The sequence below is a fragment of the Leptolyngbya sp. Heron Island J genome (genome assembly GCF_000482245.1).
Taxonomy (GTDB): Bacteria; Cyanobacteriota; Cyanobacteriia; order Phormidesmidales; family Phormidesmidaceae; genus Leptothoe.
In genome coordinates, this window is the sequence record NZ_AWNH01000008.1 from 54,658 (window position 1) to 78,767 (window position 24,110).

At 48.9% G+C, this 24,110-nt stretch carries 19 protein-coding genes; 5 read left to right on the top strand and 14 right to left on the bottom strand.

The window, feature by feature from the left end:
- Positions 1–32 precede the first annotated feature (32 nt).
- Positions 33–500 (top strand): Hsp20/alpha crystallin family protein, encoded by a 468-nt coding sequence (locus N836_RS41360; protein ID WP_023070386.1) that lies wholly within the window; start codon positions 33–35, stop codon positions 498–500.
- Between the two features lie 104 nt (positions 501–604).
- Here N836_RS41360 and N836_RS41365 read toward each other — a convergent pair whose 3' ends face one another.
- From N836_RS41365 to N836_RS41395, 7 genes are all read right to left on the bottom strand, one after another.
- Entirely contained in the window at positions 605–1,510 is a 906-nt protein-coding gene (locus N836_RS41365) for a YihY/virulence factor BrkB family protein (RefSeq protein ID WP_031291302.1), read from the bottom strand.
- Positions 1,511–1,588: 78 nt separating this feature from the next.
- Entirely contained in the window at positions 1,589–1,942 is a 354-nt protein-coding gene (locus tag N836_RS41370; RefSeq protein ID WP_023070388.1) for a hypothetical protein, read from the bottom strand.
- A gap of 61 nt (positions 1,943–2,003) precedes the next feature.
- Positions 2,004–3,476: a CoA-acylating methylmalonate-semialdehyde dehydrogenase gene (locus N836_RS41375; RefSeq protein WP_235071007.1), complete on the bottom strand. Its 1,473-nt coding sequence runs from the start codon at positions 3,474–3,476 to the stop codon at positions 2,004–2,006.
- 75 nt (positions 3,477–3,551) lie between these two features.
- Entirely contained in the window at positions 3,552–4,184 is a 633-nt protein-coding gene (upp, locus tag N836_RS41380) for a uracil phosphoribosyltransferase (protein WP_023070390.1), read from the bottom strand.
- Between the two features lie 210 nt (positions 4,185–4,394).
- Complete coding sequence (locus N836_RS41385) at positions 4,395–5,618, bottom strand: URC4/urg3 family protein (protein WP_023070391.1); 1,224 nt, start codon at positions 5,616–5,618, stop codon at positions 4,395–4,397.
- A complete protein-coding gene (locus tag N836_RS41390) occupies positions 5,615–6,883 on the bottom strand; it encodes a GTP cyclohydrolase II (protein ID WP_023070392.1) in 1,269 nt (422 codons plus the stop codon). The genes N836_RS41385 and N836_RS41390 overlap by 4 nt, the downstream gene beginning before the upstream one ends.
- 152 nt (positions 6,884–7,035) lie before the next feature.
- Positions 7,036–8,709, bottom strand: a complete 1,674-nt coding sequence (locus tag N836_RS41395) for a solute carrier family 26 protein (protein ID WP_023070393.1) — start codon at positions 8,707–8,709, stop codon at positions 7,036–7,038.
- Positions 8,710–8,938: 229 nt separating this feature from the next.
- Between N836_RS41395 and N836_RS75545 the strand changes: the two genes are divergently transcribed.
- Positions 8,939–9,124: a hypothetical protein gene (locus N836_RS75545; protein WP_152532022.1), complete on the top strand. Its 186-nt coding sequence runs from the start codon at positions 8,939–8,941 to the stop codon at positions 9,122–9,124.
- A 188-nt stretch (positions 9,125–9,312) separates the two neighbouring features.
- Here N836_RS75545 and N836_RS41400 read toward each other — a convergent pair whose 3' ends face one another.
- From N836_RS41400 to N836_RS41430, 7 genes are all read right to left on the bottom strand, one after another.
- A complete protein-coding gene (locus N836_RS41400; RefSeq protein WP_023070394.1) occupies positions 9,313–10,854 on the bottom strand; it encodes a radical SAM/SPASM domain-containing protein in 1,542 nt (513 codons plus the stop codon).
- Positions 10,835–11,206 carry a CU044_2847 family protein gene (locus N836_RS41405; protein ID WP_023070395.1) on the bottom strand — a complete coding sequence of 124 codons (372 nt, stop codon included), beginning with the start codon at positions 11,204–11,206 and terminating at the stop codon, positions 10,835–10,837. Before N836_RS41405 ends, N836_RS41400 begins: the two co-directional genes overlap by 20 nt.
- Before the next feature lie 122 nt (positions 11,207–11,328).
- A complete protein-coding gene (locus N836_RS41410) occupies positions 11,329–13,308 on the bottom strand; it encodes a S1 family peptidase (protein ID WP_161634917.1) in 1,980 nt (659 codons plus the stop codon).
- A gap of 157 nt (positions 13,309–13,465) precedes the next feature.
- The gene (locus tag N836_RS41415) at positions 13,466–16,183 is read right to left on the bottom strand and encodes a tetratricopeptide repeat protein (RefSeq protein WP_023070397.1); all 2,718 of its coding nucleotides are present in this window, start codon (positions 16,181–16,183) and stop codon (positions 13,466–13,468) included.
- Between the two features lie 702 nt (positions 16,184–16,885).
- On the bottom strand, positions 16,886–18,793 hold the full coding sequence (locus tag N836_RS41420; RefSeq protein ID WP_023070398.1) for a heavy metal translocating P-type ATPase: 1,908 nt from the start codon (positions 18,791–18,793) through the stop codon (positions 16,886–16,888).
- A gap of 174 nt (positions 18,794–18,967) precedes the next feature.
- Positions 18,968–19,354, bottom strand: coding sequence for an ArsR/SmtB family transcription factor (locus N836_RS41425; RefSeq protein ID WP_031291308.1), 387 nt, complete (start codon positions 19,352–19,354; stop codon positions 18,968–18,970).
- Positions 19,355–19,456: 102 nt separating this feature from the next.
- Positions 19,457–20,893 carry a multicopper oxidase family protein gene (locus N836_RS41430; RefSeq protein ID WP_235071008.1) on the bottom strand — a complete coding sequence of 479 codons (1,437 nt, stop codon included), beginning with the start codon at positions 20,891–20,893 and terminating at the stop codon, positions 19,457–19,459.
- Positions 20,894–21,070: 177 nt separating this feature from the next.
- Between N836_RS41430 and N836_RS41435 the strand changes: the two genes are divergently transcribed.
- The 3 genes from N836_RS41435 to N836_RS41445 all read left to right on the top strand — a co-directional run bounded on the left by N836_RS41435 (position 21,071) and on the right by N836_RS41445 (position 24,081).
- Entirely contained in the window at positions 21,071–21,268 is a 198-nt protein-coding gene (locus N836_RS41435) for a heavy-metal-associated domain-containing protein (protein WP_023070401.1), read from the top strand.
- 375 nt (positions 21,269–21,643) lie between these two features.
- Positions 21,644–23,896 carry a heavy metal translocating P-type ATPase gene (locus tag N836_RS41440; RefSeq protein ID WP_023070402.1) on the top strand — a complete coding sequence of 751 codons (2,253 nt, stop codon included), beginning with the start codon at positions 21,644–21,646 and terminating at the stop codon, positions 23,894–23,896.
- Positions 23,893–24,081 (top strand): hypothetical protein, encoded by a 189-nt coding sequence (locus N836_RS41445; protein ID WP_023070403.1) that lies wholly within the window; start codon positions 23,893–23,895, stop codon positions 24,079–24,081. The genes N836_RS41440 and N836_RS41445 overlap by 4 nt, the downstream gene beginning before the upstream one ends.
- The last annotated feature ends 29 nt before the right edge of the window (positions 24,082–24,110 follow it).

The window sequence follows — 24,110 nt, forward strand, 5'->3', positions numbered from 1 at the left end:
TAGCAGTTTTCGAGTTATTTGGAGGAATTAGTATGACACTCACACACTGGCGTCCCTTTGGTTCCATTGAGCGATGGGAACCCTTTGGCGAATTTGACGCCCTGAGGAAAGAAATGGACAAACTGTTTGATCAGTTTAGGCCAGGTTGGGCAGAAGACGAAAACGGCTTTGGTTTTGTCCCCTCCGCTGAGATCAATGAAACCGAAACTGAAATTCATCTCAAGCTAGAAGTTCCAGGGATGGAAGCTGACGACTTGGATATTGAAGTAACCGATGGCGCAGTTATCATCAAAGGCGAACGGCAATCGGAAACAAAAACTGAGGAGAAAGGCGGATTCCGTTCCGAATTTCACTATGGCAAGTTTGAGCGACGGATTCCAATGCCTGCACGAATTGTGAAAGACCAGGTGGTGGCCGAATATAAGGCTGGTGTCCTCAGCCTGACCATTCCTAAATCCGAAGAGAAGACAACAGAGGCTGTTAAAGTTAAGGTTGACTAGTGGCTGAGATTTGAGGTCATTAGCGATCTTCAGATAGAAAATTGCAAACCATCCTATGGGCATTGATGCTAGTAGGATGGTTTCTCTATGGCCACAAAAAGATTTTAGTCGTTTTGATGGCAACGGCGACTACCAAATATATGAGCATAAACGTAGGTAAACTCGCCACCCAGGAAAAAGATTTGGCTGGTTAGATAAATCCACAGTAGTAGCACCATCACACCACCAATCAGACCGTAGGACTGGAATCGACTACCCAGGCTGATGATGCTATTACTGATTAACTGTTGTAACAAAATCAAAAGACTAGCCGTCAGAACAGCACCCAGACCAACATCGTGCCAGGTGACTCGGGTAGTTGGTAGTACCCGGAACAGAATCATCACCACGGCTATCAACAAAATAAAGGATGCCCCCCATTGTAACGGTGGCAGCAGCACCACCCGATCCAGCTCAATCAGATCGCTATAGGTACTGACACGTTCTAAAATGGCTAGCAAAATGTCAATTGCAATTTGAGTCAGCAACGACAACAGAATTAGCAATGCTGAGCCCACTACCAGGAGAAACGCCAGAATACGTTTCCAGATTAACCGCAATATGATTTCTAACCAGTGTCTATGTTCTTGGGCAGCTGGACGGACATGCCATATTTTGTCAAAAGCATGGCTCAGAGCATTAAAAAAGCTACTGGCTGTAAATAACAGCACGAGAAAACCAATAATACTAGCGCCGGTACTTTTCTGGTGAAATTCCACCAGGGTAAGCTGAACAATTCTAAAGGCAGCCGGTGGCAATGCATCCCCGGCAAATAGCAGAATCTGATCGTAAGCATTACTCTGGGGACCAAGCCAAAAACCGACTACACTCAAAATCACCAAGATGATTGGAAACATGGAAAATAGAGCGTAGTAGGCCAAAGCGGCACCCATCTCCAAACAGCCATCTCGTTGCCATTTGAGAAAGGTGCGAGCGAATAATTTTGTCCATGGAGACTGGAGTAGTGACACAGTGGTTACCTGGCAGAATAGGGTCTGTGATTTTTCTATTGAGCCAATTCCACTTTACCGCCGAGTGCTGCTCGTGGGTTATTCACCATCATCTCCTAGCTCAACCGCCAACTCAGCCGCAAATCGAGCAAATGAGAGCAACGCTTCTAGCTGATTATCATGGGGACCATCCTGACATTCCCCCCACTCCCATTCCCAAAACCAGCTACCAGGGTCATCACTGTCTTCAAAGATCTCCAGACCTGGAATTGCATTAGTGACTTTGGTCGGAATTGGTTCATAGGCTGTGCTTAGTAAGATATCGTTGATGGTGGCAGCGTTATCATCTAGCTGATTTTCGTCAATATCTTGCTTAAGGCTGATGGCCTGGCTCAGAATGCCACTGAGCATATCAGTAATATTTGTCTGATTTGTGTCTTGGTTAGGATTCATTAAGTAGCTGAAGAAGTATACGCTATTAAAAAATGATGCTGTGGTGTTTTTATACACCAACCTAAAACTGTCGTGACCATTCTTTGGGCCAGCGTTCAACGACAACTTTAGTCTGGGTAAAAAACTCAACGGCATGTTGACTTTGTCCATGGAGATCGCCATAGAAACTTTCTTTCCAGCCGCTAAAGGGGAAAAACGCCATCGGTGCGGCCACGCCAATATTAATGCCGATATTGCCCGCTTCGGCTTCGTAGCGAAACTTGCGGGCAGCGGCACCGGAATTGGTAAATAGGCAGGCCATGTTGCCCCAGCGGCTTTGGTTGACCAGGGTAATGGCGTCATCTAGGGTATCGACGTGGATCATCCCCAGCACTGGACCAAAAATCTCGGTTGTGACGACCTGACCCTGGGGGGGAACATCCTGCAGCAGGGTGGGGCGGACAAAGCTGCCTTGCTCATAGCCGGGAATTTGGGGATTGCGGCCATCGACGAGAAGTTTACCACCTTCGTCTATCCCAGCTTGGATCAGAGAGGCGATGCGATCGCAGCTCCCCTGATTAATCACCGCCCCCATCTGCACACCATCCTCCAAACCATTGCCCACCACCCGGTTTTGAGCCGTTTCCACCATGGCCGCAGTAAAGTCTGTCTGCACTGACCCCACCGTAATCGCCAGGGATGCTGCCAAACACCGCTGTCCAGCACAGCCAAAGGCACTATCCGCCACAATCCGAGTGGTCATCTCCAGATCCGCATCAGGTAAAATCACCACCGGGTTTTTAGCCCCACCCTGGCACTGCACTCGCTTGCCCGTCTCCGCCGCGCGACGGTAGATATATTGTGCCACCGGACTCGACCCCACAAAGCTAATCGCCTTGACCGTGGGATGATCCAGCATGGCATCCACTACGGTCTTGCTGCCATTCACCAAATTCACCACCCCGGCGGGTAGTCCCGTCTGATCAATCAGGTCCATAATCTTTTGCATCGTCTGGGGCACCTTTTCAGACGGCTTAATGATGCAGGTATTGCCACAGGCAACGGCATAGGGAAAAAACCAAAAGGGAATCATGGCCGGAAAGTTAAACGGCGCAATAATTCCCACTGCACCCAGGGGCTGACGAATCATAATCTCATCAATGCCCCGAGCAATGTCTTCTGAGTTAATCCCCTGCATCAGGGTGGGAATACCACAGGCCACTTCCACATTTTCAATGGCCCGCTGCAGTTCTCCCTGAGATTCTTTGAGGGTTTTCCCACACTCGGCAGTAATGGTTTTAGCCAGATCGTCTCGGTGGGTTTCTAGGAGAGTTTTTAGTTTAAAGAGATATTGGATTCTCTCCGTAGGGGGCATCCGTCGCCAGGTGGTAAAGGCCTTGCTGGCAGATGTTGCTGCCTGGTCCAGGTCACTGGCTAATGACAGGGGAACCTCGGTTAAGACATCTTTAGTAGCGGGATTGACAACATCGAGATAGTCAGTGGTGGCGGACGAGTGCCAGGCACCAGCAATATAGTTTTTAAGTTGTTTCATCATAGAGCCCAGAAACTAAACGTTGAATACAAAATTGAATGCACTAACCAAAAATCTCCCCTCCTGGGAGGGGATTCTTTATTGAGTACCAAACATGCGATCGCCAGCATCCCCTAGACCTGGCAAAATGTAGCCGTGTTCGTCAAGTTTGTCGTCAATGGCGGCGGTAAAAATTGGCACGTCAGGATGTTCTTGGTGAAAGCTTTTAATCCCTTCGGGGGCGGCTAGCAGACAAACAAATTTAATTGACTGGGGTCGAGTTTCTTTGAGCCGATGGACCGCTGCGATCGCAGTATTGCCCGTGGCAATCATTGGATCGACGATCAGCATCTCCCGCTCACTGACGTCTTTTGGTACCTTAAAATAATACTCCACTGGCATCAGCATTCTAGGATCGCGGTAGAGACCAATATGGCCCACCCGCGCCGATGGAATCAGCTTGAGCATGCCGTCCAAAATTCCCTGGCCCGCCCGCATAATCGAGATCAGCACCAGCTTCTTACCCGTGAGCATGGGAGCTTCCATGGAGGCAAAGGGAGTCTCAATCAAGACTTTCTCCATGGGCAATTCACGGGTAACCTCATAGGCCAATAACAGGCTAATCTCCTCCAACAACTGTCGAAATTTAGCCGTACTAGTGTCCTTCTGACGCATCAGGGTCAGCTTATGCTGAATCAAAGGATGCTCAATTTGTGTGACTTGTTTGTTCATTAGAAATAAAAAGAGAGAGCAGGGAGGGCAGAGGAGAGAGAAAAGAGAGGGGAGCCATAAAATGAGTCCGCTAAGAGGATTGCCCAAAAATAAAGTTCCAGGTTGAGACTATAGATGGGTGGATGAGTAATGGGGTAACGGGAGACTTATTTAAGCGCGGGAGCCTCAAGCTTTTATATTTCTCGGCTCTCATTCCCCATGCTGCCGTCCTCAAAACACAGTCCCGTCGCTTTGAATTGCAATGGGCGGTGCGCCAGTGGAGCGTCGCTGTTGGGCAATCCGGCGGCCAGCGGCCCAGGTACCCCCTTCTAACACTTTGATCAATGGCAGCTCGTCAGACGCTTTATCGAGCAACTGGCGGACACGGGCTCCAATTTTGTCTAGCATGACGACGGTTAACGCCCGCCATTCCACCACCACCGTTGAACCGGGTAGGTGGGTCTGGCGAGTCACCTCAGGATGTTTGGGCACCAGCAACCCCAAATCGACGCAAAGCCCGCCATTGCGATACTCGGCTAACCCCGTCAGGGCATCTAGATTAGTCACCGTGATTCCAGCAGCGGTCAAGGGTTCTACCAGAGAATAGGTTAACCACTGGGATAACTTATGAAACGGCACCAGAGTTGAGCCGGGTCCCTGGTCAGGAAAGGCGGGATGGGGCCAAACGTCCCCCAGGTTAGTGTCCGCCAGGGCTATTCGACCGGGCCAGATGGAGCTGAAGCTTTGGAGCACCTCGGTGAGCAAACTCCCAGCATCCAGGGTTTGCCCATAGTGCCGGATCAGGTAGTCGAGCAAGTTACCCGGTCTGGCAGGGTTGGCCCCAAACCGCTCCGGTTGAGCTGTGAGGGCTGCCCCCAGCTGATGCAGTAGGGTCAACCGCCCCCCCAGGCCCACCAAAGGGTTGGTTTCACTGACTTGAAAGGCCTGGGCCAGATCGGCTGCGGTTAAGGATTGTAAACCCACGGCATCAACCTGATGGAGCCGTTGGGAATCGGTGGAAAAGAAGCCCCGCTCAAATGCTCGTAAACTGGCCACCGCCAGTCCTTCTGAACGACTCAGGATTTGGTCGGTGGCAAAGTCCTGATACTGCCACTGGCTACCGGCACCGGCATCCAGCAAAACACTAATGATCGCCAGGTCGAGCTGTGATTTAGCGATCGCACCCTCAATGGTTTCCTGGGTTGTGGGCACTAGGGTGGGAGCTAACCGGGAGCCAAAGTGACGCCAGCGACTATGAAACGGCACGTCAAAATCGGGATATAGCTGCTGGGTGGTATCCACCACATAGTTGGCCACCTTGTCTAACTTAGAAAGATCGCAGGCAAAATGCTCCAGCTGATCCGCCTGGCAAAGTTCAAACAGCTGGTGGGTGCGATCGCGAATTGCCTGAGGCCGTTGCAAATAGGCAATTGCCGCCTGTTCTGCCGGGGTCATAGGCCATCCTCATACTGACGGCCAATGGTTTGGGTGAGCACGGTCGCATCAGGGACATCCCCTTCGGTGTAGTAGCCTGCCGCCTTTTTTGCTTTGATTTCCACCTGAGCATCCGCTGGAATCAGCTCCTCTGGAATAGAAATCCGTTCCACAATTTCAATTCCCGACTGGGTCACCGCGTCGTATTTCAAGTTGCTCATGGAAACAAACTGATCGATCCGGGTCATGCCCAACCAATGCATCACATCGGGCATCAGCTCTTGAAAGCGCATATCCTGCACCCCAGCCACACATTCGGTGCGGGTGAAGTAGGTATCGGCGCGATCGCCGCCTTCTTGACGCTTACGGGCGTTATAAACCAAAAACTTAGTCACTTCACCCAAAGCTCGACCTTCCTTACGGGCATAGATAATCACACCGGCTCCACCCACCTGGGCAGTTTCGAGGGCAACTTCAATGCCATGGACCAGGTAGGGACGGCAGGTGCAAATGTCTGAACCAAAGACATCGGACCCATTACACTCGTCATGAATGCGTACGGCCAGGGGGCGATCGGGGTCAGTAATGGCTTCTAGATCCCCCAGAATGTAGACCGTATGGCCGCCAATGGGAGGCAAAAATACCTGCAGGTCGGGTCGGGTGACCAGTTCTGGAAACATACCGCCGGTCTGCTCAAATAGGGTGCGACGCAGATCGCTTTCTCTGACACCAAACCGCTGGGCAATGCCGGGGAGATACCACACGGGTTCAATGGCAGCTTTAGTCACCACTAGCTCACCCCCCTCCTTAAGGATTTTGCCATCAACGCGGATACGGCCCTGGGTAACGGCCTCTTGCAATTCTGGGATATTGATATGGGCCTTGGTAATGGCAATGGAGGGGCGAATATCGTAGCCCTCTGTTCTGAGATCTGCAAATAAATCGTGATCCAGAGCCCCAAAGGGATCGAGGGAAATAATTTTGTCAGGGACAGTCCAGCTGGGATGGGGGCCAATGGAAACGGTGGGGGCTGTGTCAGTTAAATCAGCCCGGTGATCGTGTTCTAAATCACCGCTGGCAATGGCCAACGCTCGATACACCGCATAGCCCCCAGAATGGGTACCAATGACATTCCGATGGGCACGATTTCCCAGGGTGGCAATAATGGGACCGCGCTCATATGGGTCCGCCTCACCCCATTTAATCTCAATGGAATCTTGACCAGAATGGCCGGGATGAGACGTTAGAACAATATGCTTGTGCCGAGGTGGCTGTGCTGTTGCCATGGTAGAACCCGTTTGTCAACGAACCCCCAAATTATCCTATTTTTAGTCCACGGGACTGTAATTGAAGTATCAGTCTCGTTACAGTAGCCTTTGGTGAAGGCATGGGTGAGCTGACCGGGCAGCTGGGCTAGGACGGTCAGCTCACCGGTTTCTCACTTAAATCGATAGCGTTCCTCAAACCCACGAATTGCTGTTTGCAGGGTGGGATAAATGTGCTCATTGCCAATCAGCTCCTGTAACCCAGACCGTTTGAGTTGGGCGTACAGGTCTTGTTTGACCCGCGCCAGGGCCAGGGTAATTCCCTGATCGGCAAGCTCGTGATGCAGCTCTGCCAGCATGTCGGCGGCGGTGATATCAATTTCGGCCATGGCTTCTGTGTTGAGAATAAACCACTCGACTTGCTCCTGTTCAGCTGCGATCGCAGCCATGGCCCGGCGTTTAAAGTTCTCCACATTGGCAAAACAAATGGGGGCATCGTAGCGATAGATGACGATGCCAGGAATTGTAGTGGCATCGTCCCAATCGTCAATATCATGCCAACCGGCGAGACCGAGAACTTTACCCAGTACGGCATCGTGGGGACGGGCCACGCGGGCAAAGAGATCAATAACAGACAGACTGATTGCGATCGCAATGCCCACCAACAAATCAGTGGCCAACACCCCCAGGGTGGTCACCACGGCTAGGGCAAATTCAGTACTGCGAAATCGTAACAGTCGGACAAATTCCGAAATCTCAATCAAGCGAGTCGCCGCATAAATCACCAGGGCTCCCAGGGCCGCCTGGGGAAATAGCGACAACAGTGGTCGCAAAAAGACCAACACCCCCACCACCGTCACCAGGGCCACCAGGGAAAAGAGCTGAGTTTTGTTCCCCAGAGCATTGCCCAGCACCGTGCGGCTGCCGCTACTGCTGATGGGAAACCCCTGCATCAGACCCGCACCGATGTTGACAGCGCCCAGGGCCAGCAGTTCCTGGTTAGCATCAATTTTGTAGCCATTGCGGGTGGCAAAGGCCCGAGCCGTCAGCACATTGTCGGAATAGCCAACAATGGCAATACCGATAGCCGCTGCAATCAGGGGATTCACTTGAGCCATCGACAGTTTTGGTACGGTCATTTGGGGGAATCCGGCTGGAATATCTCCCACCACCGCCACCCCCAGCTGGTCCAGCTGAAACAGCTTCACAGCCGCTGTTGCCAGCAGCACCGCTAACAATGGCCCAGGGGCATTGGACCAGCGCGATTGCACAACAAACAAAAAGGCCAAAACAGCCATCGATACCATCAGGGTAGGACCATGAAACTGGCTAAGATGATTCAAAAAAGCCTGAATCTCTCCAAAAACACTGTCAGCATCGACAGGAATACCGCTGACTTGGCTAAGCTGCCCTGTCATCATAATCACGGCAACTCCCGCCATATAGCCAATCAGAATGGGTTTAGACAGTAAATCGGCAAGAAACCCCAATCGCGTTATGTAGCCGAGCAGGTATATCAGTCCCACCACCAGAGCCAACAGCGCCGCCAGGATGGCATAGTTGCTACCGCCGGGTGTCGCCAATGGCCCAATGGCGACGGCTGTCATTACTGCAGTTGTCGATTCTGGCCCTACAGAAAGCTGGGGCGATGACCCCAGCAGGGCGTAAATCACCATTGCTGGCAAGATGGCCCATAGCCCTGCTACGGGTTGCACTCCAGCCAACTCGCCATAGGCCATGCATTGGGGAATTAAATAAGCCGCCACCGTCAATCCAGCTAAGATATCCCCCCTTAACCAGGCTGACTGATAAGACAACAATTGCTTTAGCCCCAATGGCAGCTCCATAATCGATCTAACTCACACTCACAGATGTCTTTATCCTAAAAAATTCCGACAACTTTCAGTCAAGCCTCAGGGTAAGGGATACCCCTAGCGGTTAGGTTTGCCCATGGTGTCAAGCGAGAACAAGGTTAAGTAACGTAAAGCCCTGTAAATATATGGAATTTACGTTTCCTGACTCCACCTTGAATTATTAGGATCAGAGTACAAATACTTAATGGGGAAGGAGAGCGTTATGCAACGGACTGCTTTCATTAGTGTAGTGTTAGCGATCGCAATTGTTCTCTTCATGCCAACGGTTGCTTTGGGTTCTGCTAACTCTACAGACGCCAATACCTCAGATGTAACCGATACGGTCACACCTAAGCATCGAGGCGGCTCTCATCACGGTGGCCATGGCAACCACGGCGGATGTTATTAGGTAACTCTAAGCAAACTCTAAGCACAACTTTGCTAGATGCTCTAGAAGCTGCTCCCTGCTTCACAATGGTCGATCATACCATCGATAATGGCAGTGGCTCACTCATCTTCTTACTCGAACCTACGACTCGCTAACTCATGACTTTTGAGTGGATGCTACTCGGTTTCAAGCTCAGTAAAATTACAGAATTAGCAACCGTGAAATTTGAGTAACCGTAGTCCTTCCAGCCGTAACAGTTCTGGATAAAGTGTTTTATAAATGGCACAGTTAGGACTTTTCACATCCCAACGTCCGGTAACGCGAAATGTTTCCACTGGACATCCCCCTGTACAGCGATAACGATAGGTACAGGTCTGACACTCTGATTTTTCCTGTACAGACAGGTTTTGAATCGGGCCATGGGCCAATGCAGGCAAAAGCTGGTAGGAATCGAGATCATCGCTAACGGGTTGATTCAGCTGCATCTGACATTGGGCAATTTGGCCGGTATGGGTGATTACCGCATAGGTCTGACCAACGCCACAGGTATGGGTGTGAGCCTGGGATTGCACTTTGTCTAGTAGACCATTGACTAAGGAACGAGACAGTAAGCTTGGTGCTGTTGGCTGTTCAATAGCCTGCTCAATTACCCGGTAGGCTGCTTGCATGCCAGCAATCATAGCGCTCTCCTCTAATTCGAGTTCTTTATGATCAGCACTTAAAGGAGTTTGGCGATAAAAGTTCAAACTAAAAGGCCAATCATGACTCAAGATCCACTGCACTAACTCAGATAGATAGGGCGCACTTGCTCCCGTTACTGTCACACTCAGATGTAGATCAATCTGACGCGGTTGAATCAACTTTTCTAACGTGTGCATCACTTGGCTAAAGCTCGTCCCACCTCCTTTGTTTGGGCGTTGCCGATCATGGACTGCACCCAACCCATCCAAGGAGATCATTAAACGTACTTGAGTCGCTTCAAACCAGTTCACCATGGCGGGGGTGAGGGCAACTCCATTACTGAGTACCACTTCTCGTAACGCCAAACCCGTTTTCTGAGCTAACTCCATAGCCCGCTCATGCAACCTTTGAATCAGAGAAAAGTGAAGTGTGGCTTCGCCTCCAGCATATTTCAGTTTAAGCTGAGAAAAGTTCTGGCGATGAGCAGCAGCAAACAAATTTTCGATAGCATTTAAGCCTGTTTCTAAGCTCATATGGGCAGATGATTTACGCACATAGCAATAGGGACAATCCAAATTGCAGGCGTTGGTTACGTGTAACCAAGCTGTTAGCTGATCGGGTGAAGCAGGCTGAATCTGAGGCTGATGTCCGGTGGGAACCAGTAAATTTTGTTGCGCCAGCTCATGATCAATTGTCTCTTTTAGGGGCTGGGGTTTTTGGTGAAATATCTGATACCGCTGCCATGCAGCTGGGTTCAAAACACTAGGGCCAGCTGGAGCAAAAGGACTAAATGCTAGCTGATACCCCTGGCGTAGGGGAATTGTGTAGGTATCTGGCAAGGCAGAGAATGATGTGTCTTGCGGGTTTATGATCGCAATAGCAAAGGGAGTATTAGAGCAAGCACAATCGCAGTCTGTTTCATTACCCTTTATATCATTACCAACCGATGCACTGGTCAGCAACTGTGGTGTTTGAGGAGAGTTAACAGACGACTGCAACGCTTGATCGTCCAGATCTTCTAATCGGTTTAAGCAGGACACAGCGATCGCCTCAATTTTGGTTGATATCACATTCAGCCTGAGAAGACTTTTTATTTTTTCCCTCAGGTTGATTCCCAGACTGCCACTTTAGGGTCACGGTATAGCTGGCCTCTCCATTCACCTGGGCTAGGGCAAATACAGGCGTACTGGCTTCTACACCCACACTCATACCAAAGGTAACTTCCACTTCCTGAGGTCCCAAGCTGGACATTAAATTGATTAAATACTGGGCGTTTTTCTTCAGGGCCTGAGCAGAGGCCTCAAAAGTATGAGGAATATCTCTACGATTGGCTACCAATTCCACAGAATCAGTGTCCTCTCCATCGGGAACCTCTACCCAAATAGGTCCTCCTGGAGTTTTAACCGATAGAAAATGACTCATAACTTTACCTCATAAGATTCCAAGCTGATGTAAAACTGATCTCTTCTCACTATTGTCCCCTCTCTCTGTTATTGTCTAACTTATTTACATAGCTTCTACGAGTGCGTATTCATCGATTCTCATCACAAGGTAAGCTGCAAATCGGCTAGAACTCCTAAAATAGTGGTGGCAGGAATGCAATAAACCACATCTGTTCCTAACCTAGCGTGAATCATACCCACCAATTGTCTTCCTTCAACATGACAGAGGGGGGCACCACTGACGCCTCCTTCAACTTTAGTAGGTCCAAGGTTGAGCAGTTTGATAAAGCCATTCCCCACCTGTTCATCAAACACCAGGGATGCAAAACTCTCACCCTTCAGACGTTTGGGGGCAGGATAACCAAAACTATAGAGAGTTGTTGCCTGTCGATAGCCGTTTAGACTCATGGATTCATGGCTCAGGGGCAGCAGATTCTTTAAATCTAAAACAGATATTTGAGGGACTGTTGTAGAAACCGGTCGCAGAATAGCAATGTCCTGCCGAGAGCTCCAATCTCTATCGCTACAGTCTTCAGGCACTCTGTACCACAAGACTTCCAGGTCTAAATCTTGAACATTAGGTCCAAAGGTTCTAGCCTTAACTAGGTCTCTTTCTGAGCATTGCAGCTGTTTGAGCACGTGGGCACAGGTCACCACATATAGCTTTTGCTCTAGAGTTACCCAAAATCCTGTACCTGACACCTCACCAATTTTATTGCCTAAGGCAACTGTGATGGCTTTACACTGGTTTTGAATAGTTTTCATCTGTGGCCGAGTATTATCCTCAGTCGTAGCATCTGAATAAGAGACAAAAGCATAATCGACCAATCTAATCCAGTCTGAATTCAAGGTTTGCAATAGTGATTGACTATCCTCATCATCTTCTAAAAGTGTTTCTAGAATAGATCGAGTGTCCATCGTCTCTGTCTGTCTACGATTCAAAATCTGAATACCATAGCGCAAACAATCAATAAGCTCAGATTGTTCTAAACGTTCCTGTTCTTCCATACGACTCAAACAGTGATAAATGCTCTCTCCCAAGCATCTGATTACATCATCATAGGATCGGTTGTTGTCAGCTGCCCAATCTTGGTAAGTTTTCTGAGCAAATTGGTGCTGTTTGGAATATTGTTCTTGATCTTTTAGTGACATTCGCGCTAGCGAACCTAGACGGAAAACAGGATTTAAAGCTTTTACCCCCTGAGCAGGACGATAAGAATGAAGAAGGTTACATTGACGAAACGTACTCATTAGTTGGGGTAAGTTCTGCTGGCTTGATAGCTCATATTTCTGTTCAATGACTTGAAGGGTTGCAAAATCAATAGTGCGAAAAATAACTAAATGCGAGAGATAGGTTTTGCAAACGGGATCTAGATTTTCTATAAATCTTTTTAATTCCTCTTCTACATGCGTTTCAAAGACTCTGAGATCTTGTTTGCGTCCCAAGCTACGGGAAGGTGCCCAACCTTTTTCTAGCTCTTGCAGTAGTCCAATGGACGCTCGAGGATGACCACCGGAGAACTGAAGAATTCGATCTACTACAAAACGACGATAGTGTTGTGACCGGCGCTGCCAGAGTTCATCCATGTCAAGGACATCAATGAACTGATTAATCGCTTCTCTCTGAAATAGCGTCAACTCAATAGACCGACTACCCAAAGGCCAGGGGGTTGCACTACGAATACTGTGACCGGAAAAGATCAACAAAAAGTTATTCCCAGTTAAATCTTTTAACTCACGTTGAAGATCAGGAGCAAGTGTACGTTTGACCCAATTTAGTGTTTCTACCCCCAGGCACTGAACATCATCAAACATCAATATCTGCGGCTGTCCAGGTTGTAATTGCTCTAGCAAAATCTCAAGAGCATAGGATAGATTATCTGGCGGTTCAATTGACTTGGCAGCGATCGCTTCAATGGCAGCCGTCACCGTATCCAATTCACTTCGTGCTCGCTTTAATGGGATTATAGAACAGTGCCATTTTAGACTTTCATACTCTGTTCTAAGCTTATTGAGAAAAGCAGTTTTACCGTACCCAGGCAGGGCATCCAAGACGACTAATTCCCCCAAAGAGTTTTTCACTCGGTTGAAGGCACGTTTTTGGTTGTGAAAAGCAAACCTAAGGTTTGGTGAACTAGTAGACATGCGTAAAACCATTGTGACGTTGAGCTAGAAACACCCAAATATTTATTCTGCAAATCATAGATGGCCTGCTGGTTTATTGCGATTGCTGATTTATTTAAATATTCAACTCGGATAATAAATCTTCCAAAGTAATAATAAAACCTGGATAATGCTCGGCAAGGACTCGATTACTGGCTATGGCCTTATCCCATTGCGCAATTAGGTAATGACATTGGCTTTTTCTCAAGGTGACATCCTCTATCTTTTCCAGCAGTTCTTCTGTTAGCCATGCCAACCATTCTTCTATGAGTAGATCCCGCATGGCAGGACTATTATTGAGGCTGTATTGATCTAGTTTTAAAATGTTGATGCAGGACTCTAGCGCTATTTCCAGAGATTTCTCATATTCTCCATTCTGAAATAGGATATTAGCCAATGTGCGTTGTGCTCTACTGACAAGGTGGGGAGACAGTTGTTTTTCTGCTAGATTTTTGGCTTGACTGGAGGCAGCTTGAGCCTGGTCTAATTTGTCCTGAAGATAGTAGGCAACCCCAATATCCTGTAGGTTGTCTATTCTCCAGATGGGATTATCTAATTTTTCAGCAATTGACTGACTCTTCTGATAAAAATCAATAGCGTCGTCAAACCGACCTTGTTCTCTCAATAAAGTACCTTTTTCATTGTAGATCTCTGCCAACAGTTCCTGACGTTGTTGACAGTGCTCAAATGCGTGATCAAACATTGTCATTGCTTGGTCATAATCTACTTGAGCGTCATTGCTACTGGTACGGAGCGGTTTAACTTTATCCCAGCCAATTTGCCGATAGAGTCTGCCATAGGCAATATTTACCATGGCTAACCCCGGAGTAAAGTCAATTTCGGAAAAGCTAGAGAGGGCCGCTTCGAAGTGTCTGATAGCCTCTTGTTCATGTAAGGAGTTAGCCGCAATAATCCCTAAAACACTATGGCTTCTACCAAGTTGTTTCAAGTCTCCAGAGCGCTGACCTATTTTGAGCGCGGTTTTACCATGGGCGATTGCCTCGCGGTTTTTTCCCATAATATGAAAAACATAGGCCAGATTAGTTTTTGTAGAGGCTCGCTCCAGATCGGCTTTTTTTACTTGCTGAAGCACTTTTAGTGATTCTTGATAATAGATGATGGCTTGACTAAATTCACCCTTCTTACGATAGGCCCAGCCCATGGCGTTGAGGGTTTGGCTAAAATTCTGTAGAAGTTGTTGATATTCCTCAAGTGAACAGTGACACAGTTTGAGTTCGGACCGAAACCAAGTTTCACTTTGTTGTCCTGTAGATATACTGCTGGCAAAGTCATCTAGGTGAGCATAGATGTAAACTAAATATGGGCGTACTCTACTTTGAATAATTCGAGACGGGAATTTTTCAAAAATACGTTCAAAGCTAACCAAAGCCTCTCCATATCGGCCTCGACCGTAATCTAGATTTGCCCATTCTAACTCCAGTTCTCCTTGCTCATCTTGATTCAATTCAGATTTAAAGCTTTGAACCTCTTCATTAAGAGCCGATTTAAACTCCTTAGAATGGGCCTGAGTATTGGCCTGTTTCAGGAGACTACGCCACATATCTAAACCCTGATCTATGTCGACATACAAGGTGTAATAAAGTTGTTCCTGTTGAAGATTTTGTCTGCTGATCAAATCTTTCTCAACCGCAAGCAACTGGTCGTAATAGTCAACCGCCTTAGCACTCCATGCTCGCCTGAGAACCTTGTTTGGGTCATCGTGCTGCCAGATGTGGGTATACACCAGTCGTTGCATTTCGTCATGCAGCAAACAGCTCTGGCGTTTGCCGTCAGTGCTGTAATGTGATTTTACAAAGGAATATTTAGAGACGGATTCAATCAAGTCTGATGCCTTTGCCACGGGCTCTCCCAATATCTCTGCTAGAAAACCAGCATCAAAGCGACGTTTTAATTGGGCCATCGCTAGGATCACTTGATCTTCTGAATAGCGCAGCTCGCTGATGCGTTCAATCATCATTTTCTCAAACGCCTCAGGACTATCGGCATCTAAGTCTTCTGGTTTGCTGCCATTGTTTAGCCAATCGATGGTTAAGACCACTAAAATCGGCCGTCCTTGTGAGAGAGTAGCTATGCGATTAACAAATTCTGGTGAAATTTCGTATGTGGACTGTACTGTCGGTGCTTGCTCGAAGTACTGACGGATTTCGATTGGTGATAAACCCTGTAGCTCCAAACAATCAATTTGAGGATGATGACAGTAGTCAGTGAGGGGAGTTCGGCCCGCTGTGACGATCAAGGGACGGAATTTTCTCTGTTTCCTGGGCCCCAGTTGAGGCAGCATTTCCTGAAAAAATCTTTTTATTGCTTGATTTGTACACTCAGTGGTATCAAACAGCAGAATTACCTGCTCGGCATCCAAAGTATCGTAACAGTCTAAAAAGATTGATCTGAGGTTAATCTCTTCTTCAACAGCTTGAAAGCTGCGATCCAGCGCAGTAAAAAAATGGGCAAAAGGGTTGGTTTTAGAAGCAGAGGTTAATTGTTCTGCAATGCTTCTGAGAATTCCCGGCTCAGTCTGATGAGAGGTCAGGTACAGGTCAATGGGATATTGGGTAATGAGAACATTTTGCGGATTAGTAGAGTCTCGATGCTTTTGAGCCATCTCAACAAACTGCTTGAGTAATTGAGTCTTACCCATCCCACCAGAGGCTTGAATGGAGAGTATCCACTGGGGATTAGAGTCTGTCAAAGAAGCCTGCATCATTTGGGTTAACCAGGCAAGTTCCTTTTCTCGACCAACAAAAATGATACGGCTGTAAATGGAATCTGACATAGACTTCCTACACATGGGATAACATTCTGAGCAGAGGCGTATCTCAACAGCAAATTTGCTGTTGAGACTGGAAAGCTCTGGTCAGATCAAGAATCAGCTGTTATGGGTTTTGGTATTAACCATTAGCAAAGAAGCTGACTAAATCACTATGATCTGTGGATAACAAATCTTTAAAGACCCAGATTCAATTTAGTTAAAAAACCATAGCGCTGCTGATTCTCGGTCTGGTTTTATCTGAAAGATGCTGATATACGGCATCTCTAACCGATAGATTTATCCTCTAAATCAGCAACGACAAAACCATCTCGCTTTGAATGACTCCTAAAAATATTTAGAGTAAGTCAATCTTTCAGAGGGTTATTAGGGGTATGAGAATTATTGAAAAAGCAACTGTCATAGAGGGGCTTAGCAACCGTTAGCTTTACTCCAGCTTATAATGTCAACAATTACATTTGATTCTTACATCTACTAACGGGTTGGAAAATCGCAAAAATACGAGTTCATATGTTAGAACATCAGTCTAATTAACTACATCCGACTTGAAAACTGAGGAATTAGAATTTATTAATGTCCAGCTTTTTACCCACTCTGTGAGCAGCCGCTTGGGCGTCCACAGCCTAAATCCTTCTACCCCTAGGAGAAGGATAAAGATCCTTAAATGTTCAGATTGTGGCTTTAAACCAGACAGCGATAGCCAACAAATTAACTTTTAAGCACTCGCCCGGCATTTAGAATCGCCAGCAATGCCACCCCAACATCGGCAAAGACGGCTTCCCAAAGGTTGGCTACACCGATGGCTCCAAGAGCAATAAAGAGAAGTTTGACCACCATCGCCAAGATAATGTTTTGCCACACAATCCGTCGGGTTTTCTGGGCAATCTGAATGGCTTCAGCCACTTTGGAGGGGGCATCGGTCATAATCACCACATCGGCGGTTTCAATGGCTGCATCAGACCCCAACCCCCCCATGGCAATACCCACATCGGCCCTGGCGATTACGGGGGCATCGTTAATGCCATCACCCACAAACGCAATCTTATTGTTGGTCTGCTGCGCCTGTTGTAAAAAGTCTTCTAACGCGTCCACTTTATCTTCAGGCAACAGCTCGGCTCGGTACTGGTCCAACCCGAGCCTGCGGGCAATTGTATCAGCTACCGACTGGTTATCTCCGGTGAGCATGGCTGTGGCTACCCCCTGACGATGGAGCGCGGCAATGGCCTCAGCGGCATCCTGCTTGAGTTCATCGGCAATCACAATGTGGCCGCTATATTCACCATCAATTGCCAAATGCGCCACGGTCCCCTCAACCACACACCTATCGTGGGGAATCTGTTCTCGGTGCAACAGCCGATCATTACCCGCTAACACTGTGCGTCCCTGCACCTGAGCGCGAATGCCATGGCCAGCAATCTCTTCATAGTTTTTTATATCCACCGTCTCAATCGCTTGACCATAGGCTAGCCGAATAGACTGAGCTACCGGATGATTGGACTGTGATTCTACTTGGGCAGCCAGTTTTAGCAGCTGATGCTGACTCAGACCATTGTGGGTGACCACATCGGTGACTTGAAAAGTCCCTTGGGTCAGGGTACCTGTTTTATCAAACACCACCGTTTTGACCTGGGCCAGAGCATCTAAAAAGGTGGAGCCTTTGACTAAAATGCCCTGTTTAGCTGCACCACCCACGCCCCCAAAGTAGCCCAGGGGAATACTGATCACCAGACCGCAGGGGCAAGAGATCACTAACAGCACCAGGGCACGATAGGTCCAGTCTGCCTGGGTAGCCCCTGGGATCAACAGGGGGGGCAACAGCGCCACGGCCAGGGAGAGCAGCACCACCACCGGGGTGTAATAGCGGGCAAATCGGGTAATAAATTTTTCGGTCTCGGCTTTTTTACTACTGGCGTTTTCTACCAGGTCCAAAATTTTGGCAATTGATGATTCACTAAAGGGTTTAGTCACCTCCACGGTCAATCCCCCTGACTGGTTGATCATGCCGGCTAAAACAGATTTGCCAGGGGTGATAGTACGGGGAACCGATTCTCCGGTGAGGGCTGAGGTGTCCACCAGAGACTTGCCTTCCAAGACCGCACCATCCAGGGGGACTTTTTCGCCGGGACGCACCACTATTAAATCTCCCACGTTGACAGCATCGGGGGATACGGTGGAGATAGCACCATCCACCTGCAAATTGGCTGTATCGGGTCGGACTGCTAACAGGGCTTTAATCGAGCGTCGCGCTCGACCTACGGAATAGTTCTGAAACAGCTCTCCTATTTGAAAAAACAGCATGACTGCCACCGCTTCTGGGAGCTCATGGATTGCGATCGCACCCAGCGTAGCAATGGTCATCAGAAAATTCTCATCAAAAATCCGCCCCTTGAGCAGATTGCGTCCTGCTGTAGTCAGCACCTGACCACCACTAATCAAATAGGCTGGCAGCAGCACCGCATACTCAGCGATAGCAAAGGGCGTATTGTGGAGCGGCTGATAAAAAACAAGACCCAGCACAAACAGCAGTGCTGCAACCGCAACCGGTGCCCAACGTCCTTCCAACTCGTCTACACCATGATCATGACCACAGCATCCGTGGGAATGAGATCCTGCCATAGTAGCCACCCTAAAACTGAATATCTGAATTACTGTTCAGATATTATATCCAAGTCTAGGGAAATGGAAACAGCTGCATAAAAAGGTAGCCGTCAAGGTAGCCATTCCAGCTATCCTTGGCTGAGCAGAGTCCGTTCTGGACAGACACAAGGGTAAAACAGCAGCTAGACCCTGCTACTCATCTAAATGATCGGCGACGTCTCTATAAATGGACGCCACATGACCATCTGCCAGGCTATAGAAAACATTGCGCCCCTGACGGCGGTATTTGACCAAGCGATGAGATTTTAGCACCCGTAGCTGATGGGATACGGCTGATTCGCCCATTTTGACCGCCGCTGCCAAATCACACACGCACAGCTCCTGTTGCGCCAGGGCAGAGAGCAGTTTCAGTCGATGAGGATCAGAAAGAACGCTAAAAAACTCCGCCATCCGCTGCGCCTTAGTCGTTTCTAACACCTCTGGCTGCACCTGGCGTACGTTCTCTAAATGCACTAGCGGTACGTCACAACTGGGAGCATCGCCAATCGCTTTTTTATTTTTCTGACTTGAAGCAGGCATGGGGAAGATCAATAGCATTCTCTATATGATACTGAGAATCATTACCACTTGAACACCTGTTCAATAGTTTTGGTTTGCTCGCTCAGTGGCGATTGGTACACTTTAAGAGATTTCGACAATTCCCATCATGCCCTGATCTTCGTGATCAAGAATATGGCAGTGATAGACGGTGCGCCCCACAAAGTCTTCAAACCGCACACGAATGACAACGGTTTCACTCCCTTGAATACTGACGGTATCTTTCCAGGTGAGAAGAGATTCAGGCTGACCATTGCGTTCAATCACCTGAAAGCGGTTGGTATGGAGATGAAACGGATGATCAATGCTAGCTTTGTTAATGATTTTCCAATCTTCGACCTGATTCAGCCGCACCTGGGTATCTACACGGTTCATGTCAAAGGACTTGTCGTTAATGATAAAGCCGTTCGAGTCTGCAGTGATGCCATGATTAAGTACCAACTCACGGGTAACCGCAGGCGTTGGTAAGGGCTCCACCGGAATTAAAGCGGAGGGCAAGGGCAACGGCTCGGCGTAGTCGCTGGGTTGATAGCGTAGGGTTGCCAGGGTCGTTTGAGTGGGCGGCACCACCCCTGACATGTTGTTAATGATGGGTCGCAATGAGTTGATCATGGTGCCAATGCCGCGATCGTAGGACAGGCTGAGCAGGGGATAATCTCCCGGTTCTTGCTGGCCGGAGATGAGGATCTCGGCACGTTCACCGGGGGAGAGACGGAGGGTATCGAGTGGGGTAGGGGCTGCGATCGCACCTCGATCTGTCGCGATTAAAAACCAGGGATGATCCTGAAGTTGCAGCTGATAGATCCGAGAAGCCGAGGCATTGACCAACCGCAACCGCAACAAGCCATTTTGCGGTATTGTCACCACCGGATTGCGCCCACCATTCGCCAGCAGAAATTCCCCTTGTCGTCCCCATTTTCTAGCCAGGGCATGGGGATCTTGCGGCAGCAACGTCGGTTCAAAATCCTGGAGCACCAGCACAGCCTCCTCCGTCTGCTGTAGTTCCGGAATCTCATCTAAATCACCTCGAATAATCAGCGGACCTGCCAGCCCGCCAAAGACCTGACGGGCCACATCCAGATGGTAGTGGGGATGGTACCAGGCCGTCACCGCCGGGTGATTAGCTGGAATTTGAAACTCGTAGGTATACCGTTCACCGGGGGGTATCGCTCGAAACACATTGTCGATCTCAGGTGAAATGTGTAGACCGTGGTAATGAAGATTGGTGGGAGTTTCTAGCTGATTAATTAGGGTTAAACGCACCGTGTCTCCAGCGCGGGCTTCCAGAACAGGTCCAGGCATTTGATTGTTGTAGGTCAACATTCTGGTACGCTCACCTGCTAGCCTTTTAGTCTGAGCTTGAGCTGTCAAAGACAATTCCAGCAACCCGTCTGTGCCGACAACACGGCGAGTTGTCTGAACACATCGAGACAACAATGGCGCACCAGCGGCAATCGCCAAAAAGCTAAGAAGTTGACGACGATACATACAGCTACGATAGAGAAGGACTTCTATTGTCATCGAAAAATGCAATCGTAGCTAGGCTAAAAAACAAAACCATGACCGTCTGCTAGGCCGTTTGAAGATCGAGGATTCCTATCATGCTTCGATCCTCATGATCTAAAATTTGTTAAGCTCTCTAGACTCTCTAGTTAACTAGAGGGTTTAAGCTAATGCTAGTCCATTGAAAGCAATGTCATGACACTCCAGCTAACGGTTCCCAATATGGCCTGTGATGTCTGTGCTAAGAACATCACAAACGCCGTCAAAGCTTTAGATAGCAAAGCTACGGTTACCGCCGATCCCAAAACTAAGCAGGTAGATATTGAGACAGAAACGGCTGAAACCGCCATACGAGAAGCCCTTGAGCAGGCAGGTTATCCAGCCTCAGCTTAGCTCAGAACAGATAACAAACTTACTAAATGTCAACCCACACCGCCCCCCTCTCAGGAGGCTACCGTGTATACACAAGTTGGAGAGTAGCTTCAATTTTCGAGCCCACTCTGCGAGAAGAGCAAAGCTCTACATCCCCCAGCCCCTTCTCCCCCAAGGCGAAGGGGTGCCAGAGTCAAAGTCCCTCGCCCTGGGGGAGAGGGATTTAGGGTGAGGGCCAATTCAAGGCCAGCAGTACCTTTTAGACCATTATCTTCTAGATGTATATACACAGTAGCCTCTCAGGAGGGGATAGATGTTGGCTATTGCATTAGATTCTTGACCTTCAGTTGCTTTACGACAATTCTATCCAGAGGGTAGCCCCCTTAGGAGAACCTTATGACTACTGCTACTCTCACTCTAAAAGGCATGAGCTGTGCGGCCTGTGCCAACGCTATTGAAACCGCGATTTGCCAGGTGCCCGGCGTTCAGAAAGCTCAAGTCAACTTTGCGACTGAGCAAGCCAATGTTGACTTTGATGAGTACAGCACCAGCATCAATACGATAGCCGCCGCCGTTGCCGATGCGGGGTATGAAGCGGCTGAAGTTCGTGATAATTGTATTGAAAAAGAGCGTATTGAACGACAACAGCGGCAGCGGTCATTGTTATTGCGGGTGGTGGTCAGCAACATGATTGGGATTGTGCTGATTGTTGGCTCTATGCCTGCCATGCTGGGTATGCACATTCCTGGCTGGCCAATGTTTTTGCATAATTTCTGGCTGCAGCTGGTGGTGTCGACTCCGGTTTTGTTCTGGTGTGGGCAATCCTTTTTTGTGGGGGCCTGGAAAGCTTTTACCCATCGGACCGCTAATATGAATACTCTAGTAGCGCTGGGGACGGGAACCGCCTATTTCTATTCGTTATTTATCACTCTGTTTCCAAATGTATTAATTGCTCAGGGGCTCAAGCCTGAGGTGTATTACGAGGCGGCTGTGGTGATTATTGCGCTGTTGCTACTGGGACGTTATTTGGAAAGCCGTGCCAGGGAACATACCTCAGATGCTATTCGCCAGCTGATGGGATTACAGCCTAATGTGGCCAGGGTGGTGCGCCAGGGCAGCGAGATTGATATTGCCATTGAGCAGGTGGTGGTGGGAGACATTGTAGTGGTACGCCCTGGAGAGAAAATCCCGGTGGATGGTGATGTGGTATCTGGTCGCTCCACGGTGGATGAGTCCATGGTGACTGGTGAACCGATGCCGGTTGATAAACAGACGGGCGATGAGGTGATTGGGGCGACGATTAATAAAACCGGTAGCTTCCAGTTTCGAGCGGCAAGAGTTGGCCAAGATACGGTGCTCGCCCAGATTGTGCAGCTGGTGCAGGCAGCCCAGGGGTCAAAAGCGCCGATTCAAAAGCTAGCGGATCAGGTAACTGGCTTGTTTGTTCCGGTGGTGATTGCGATCGCACTTCTCACCTTTCTCCTCTGGTTCAACCTCACTGGTAACACCACCCTGTCGTTGTTGACCACCGTCGGTGTCTTAATCATCGCCTGCCCCTGTGCTTTGGGCTTAGCCACACCAACATCCATCATGGTTGGCACCGGCAAAGGCGCTGAAAACGGCATTTTGATCAAGGATGCTGAGAGTTTAGAACAGGCCCACAGACTACAGACCATTGTGGTGGATAAAACCGGCACCCTGACCCAGGGTAAACCTACGGTGACAGACTATATCACCGTGCGGGGAACAGCCAATCGCAATGAAGTCAGACTGTTGCAGTTGGCGGCGGCGGTTGAAAATAATTCAGAACATCCGTTGGCGGCGGCCATTGTCAACTATGCCAAAGCTCAGGGAGTGGAGAGACTGCCAGCCGTTCACAATTTTGAGGCTATTGTTGGTAGCGGTGTCCAGGGCGTCGTCAATGGTCAGCAGCTACAGATTGGTACCGAACGCTGGATGAAAACCCTGGGGATTGATACCCAGCCGCTCCAAGCTCGACAACAGGCCTGGGAAGCAGCGGCTAAAACCACCGTCTGGGTTGCCGTGGATGGTAAAGCAGAGGCTCTGTTAGGCATTGCCGATGCCCTCAAGCCCTCATCCGCCAGCGTTGTACGTACCCTGAAACGCATGGGTTTAGAGGTGGTAATGCTAACAGGAGATAACCCGCAAACCGCCGCCGCCATTGCCCAGCATGTGGGTATTCGTCGGTATATTGCCAATGTGCGGCCTGATCAGAAAGCTGCCCACGTGCAACAGCTACAGGCAGATGGAAACCGAGTTGCCATGGTGGGCGATGGCATTAACGATGCCCCGGCCCTAGCCCAGGCGGATGTGGGGATTGCCATTGGCACAGGGACAGATGTTGCGATCGCAGCCAGCGATATTACCCTGATTTCTGGTGACCTCAGTGGCATTGTTACCGCCATTCGTCTCAGCAAAGCCACCATGGCCAATATTCGCCAGAACTTGTTCTTTGCCTTTATCTATAACGTGGTGGGTATCCCCATTGCAGCCGGTATACTGTATCCTCTTTTGGGCTGGTTGCTCAACCCCATGATTGCCGGAGCTGCCATGGCCTTTAGCTCAGTCTCAGTTGTTACCAATGCCCTACGGTTGAGAACCTTTAAATCTGTGGAGGTAAGACCATGAAACTAAAATCTCTGCTACTAATCGGTGGTGTGAGTCTCGGCATCACGGTTAGCACGGCGGCAATGGCCAGTGTTAGCAACTTTCAAGCCATTGAACAACCATTGGAGATCAAGTTGGGAGTTTCTATCATGGGATTGGGCCTAATTGTATTAGAGCTATGGTGGTTTCTCGCTAAACAAAAATAAACCACAAACAGGGATGCCCTATCTCTGAG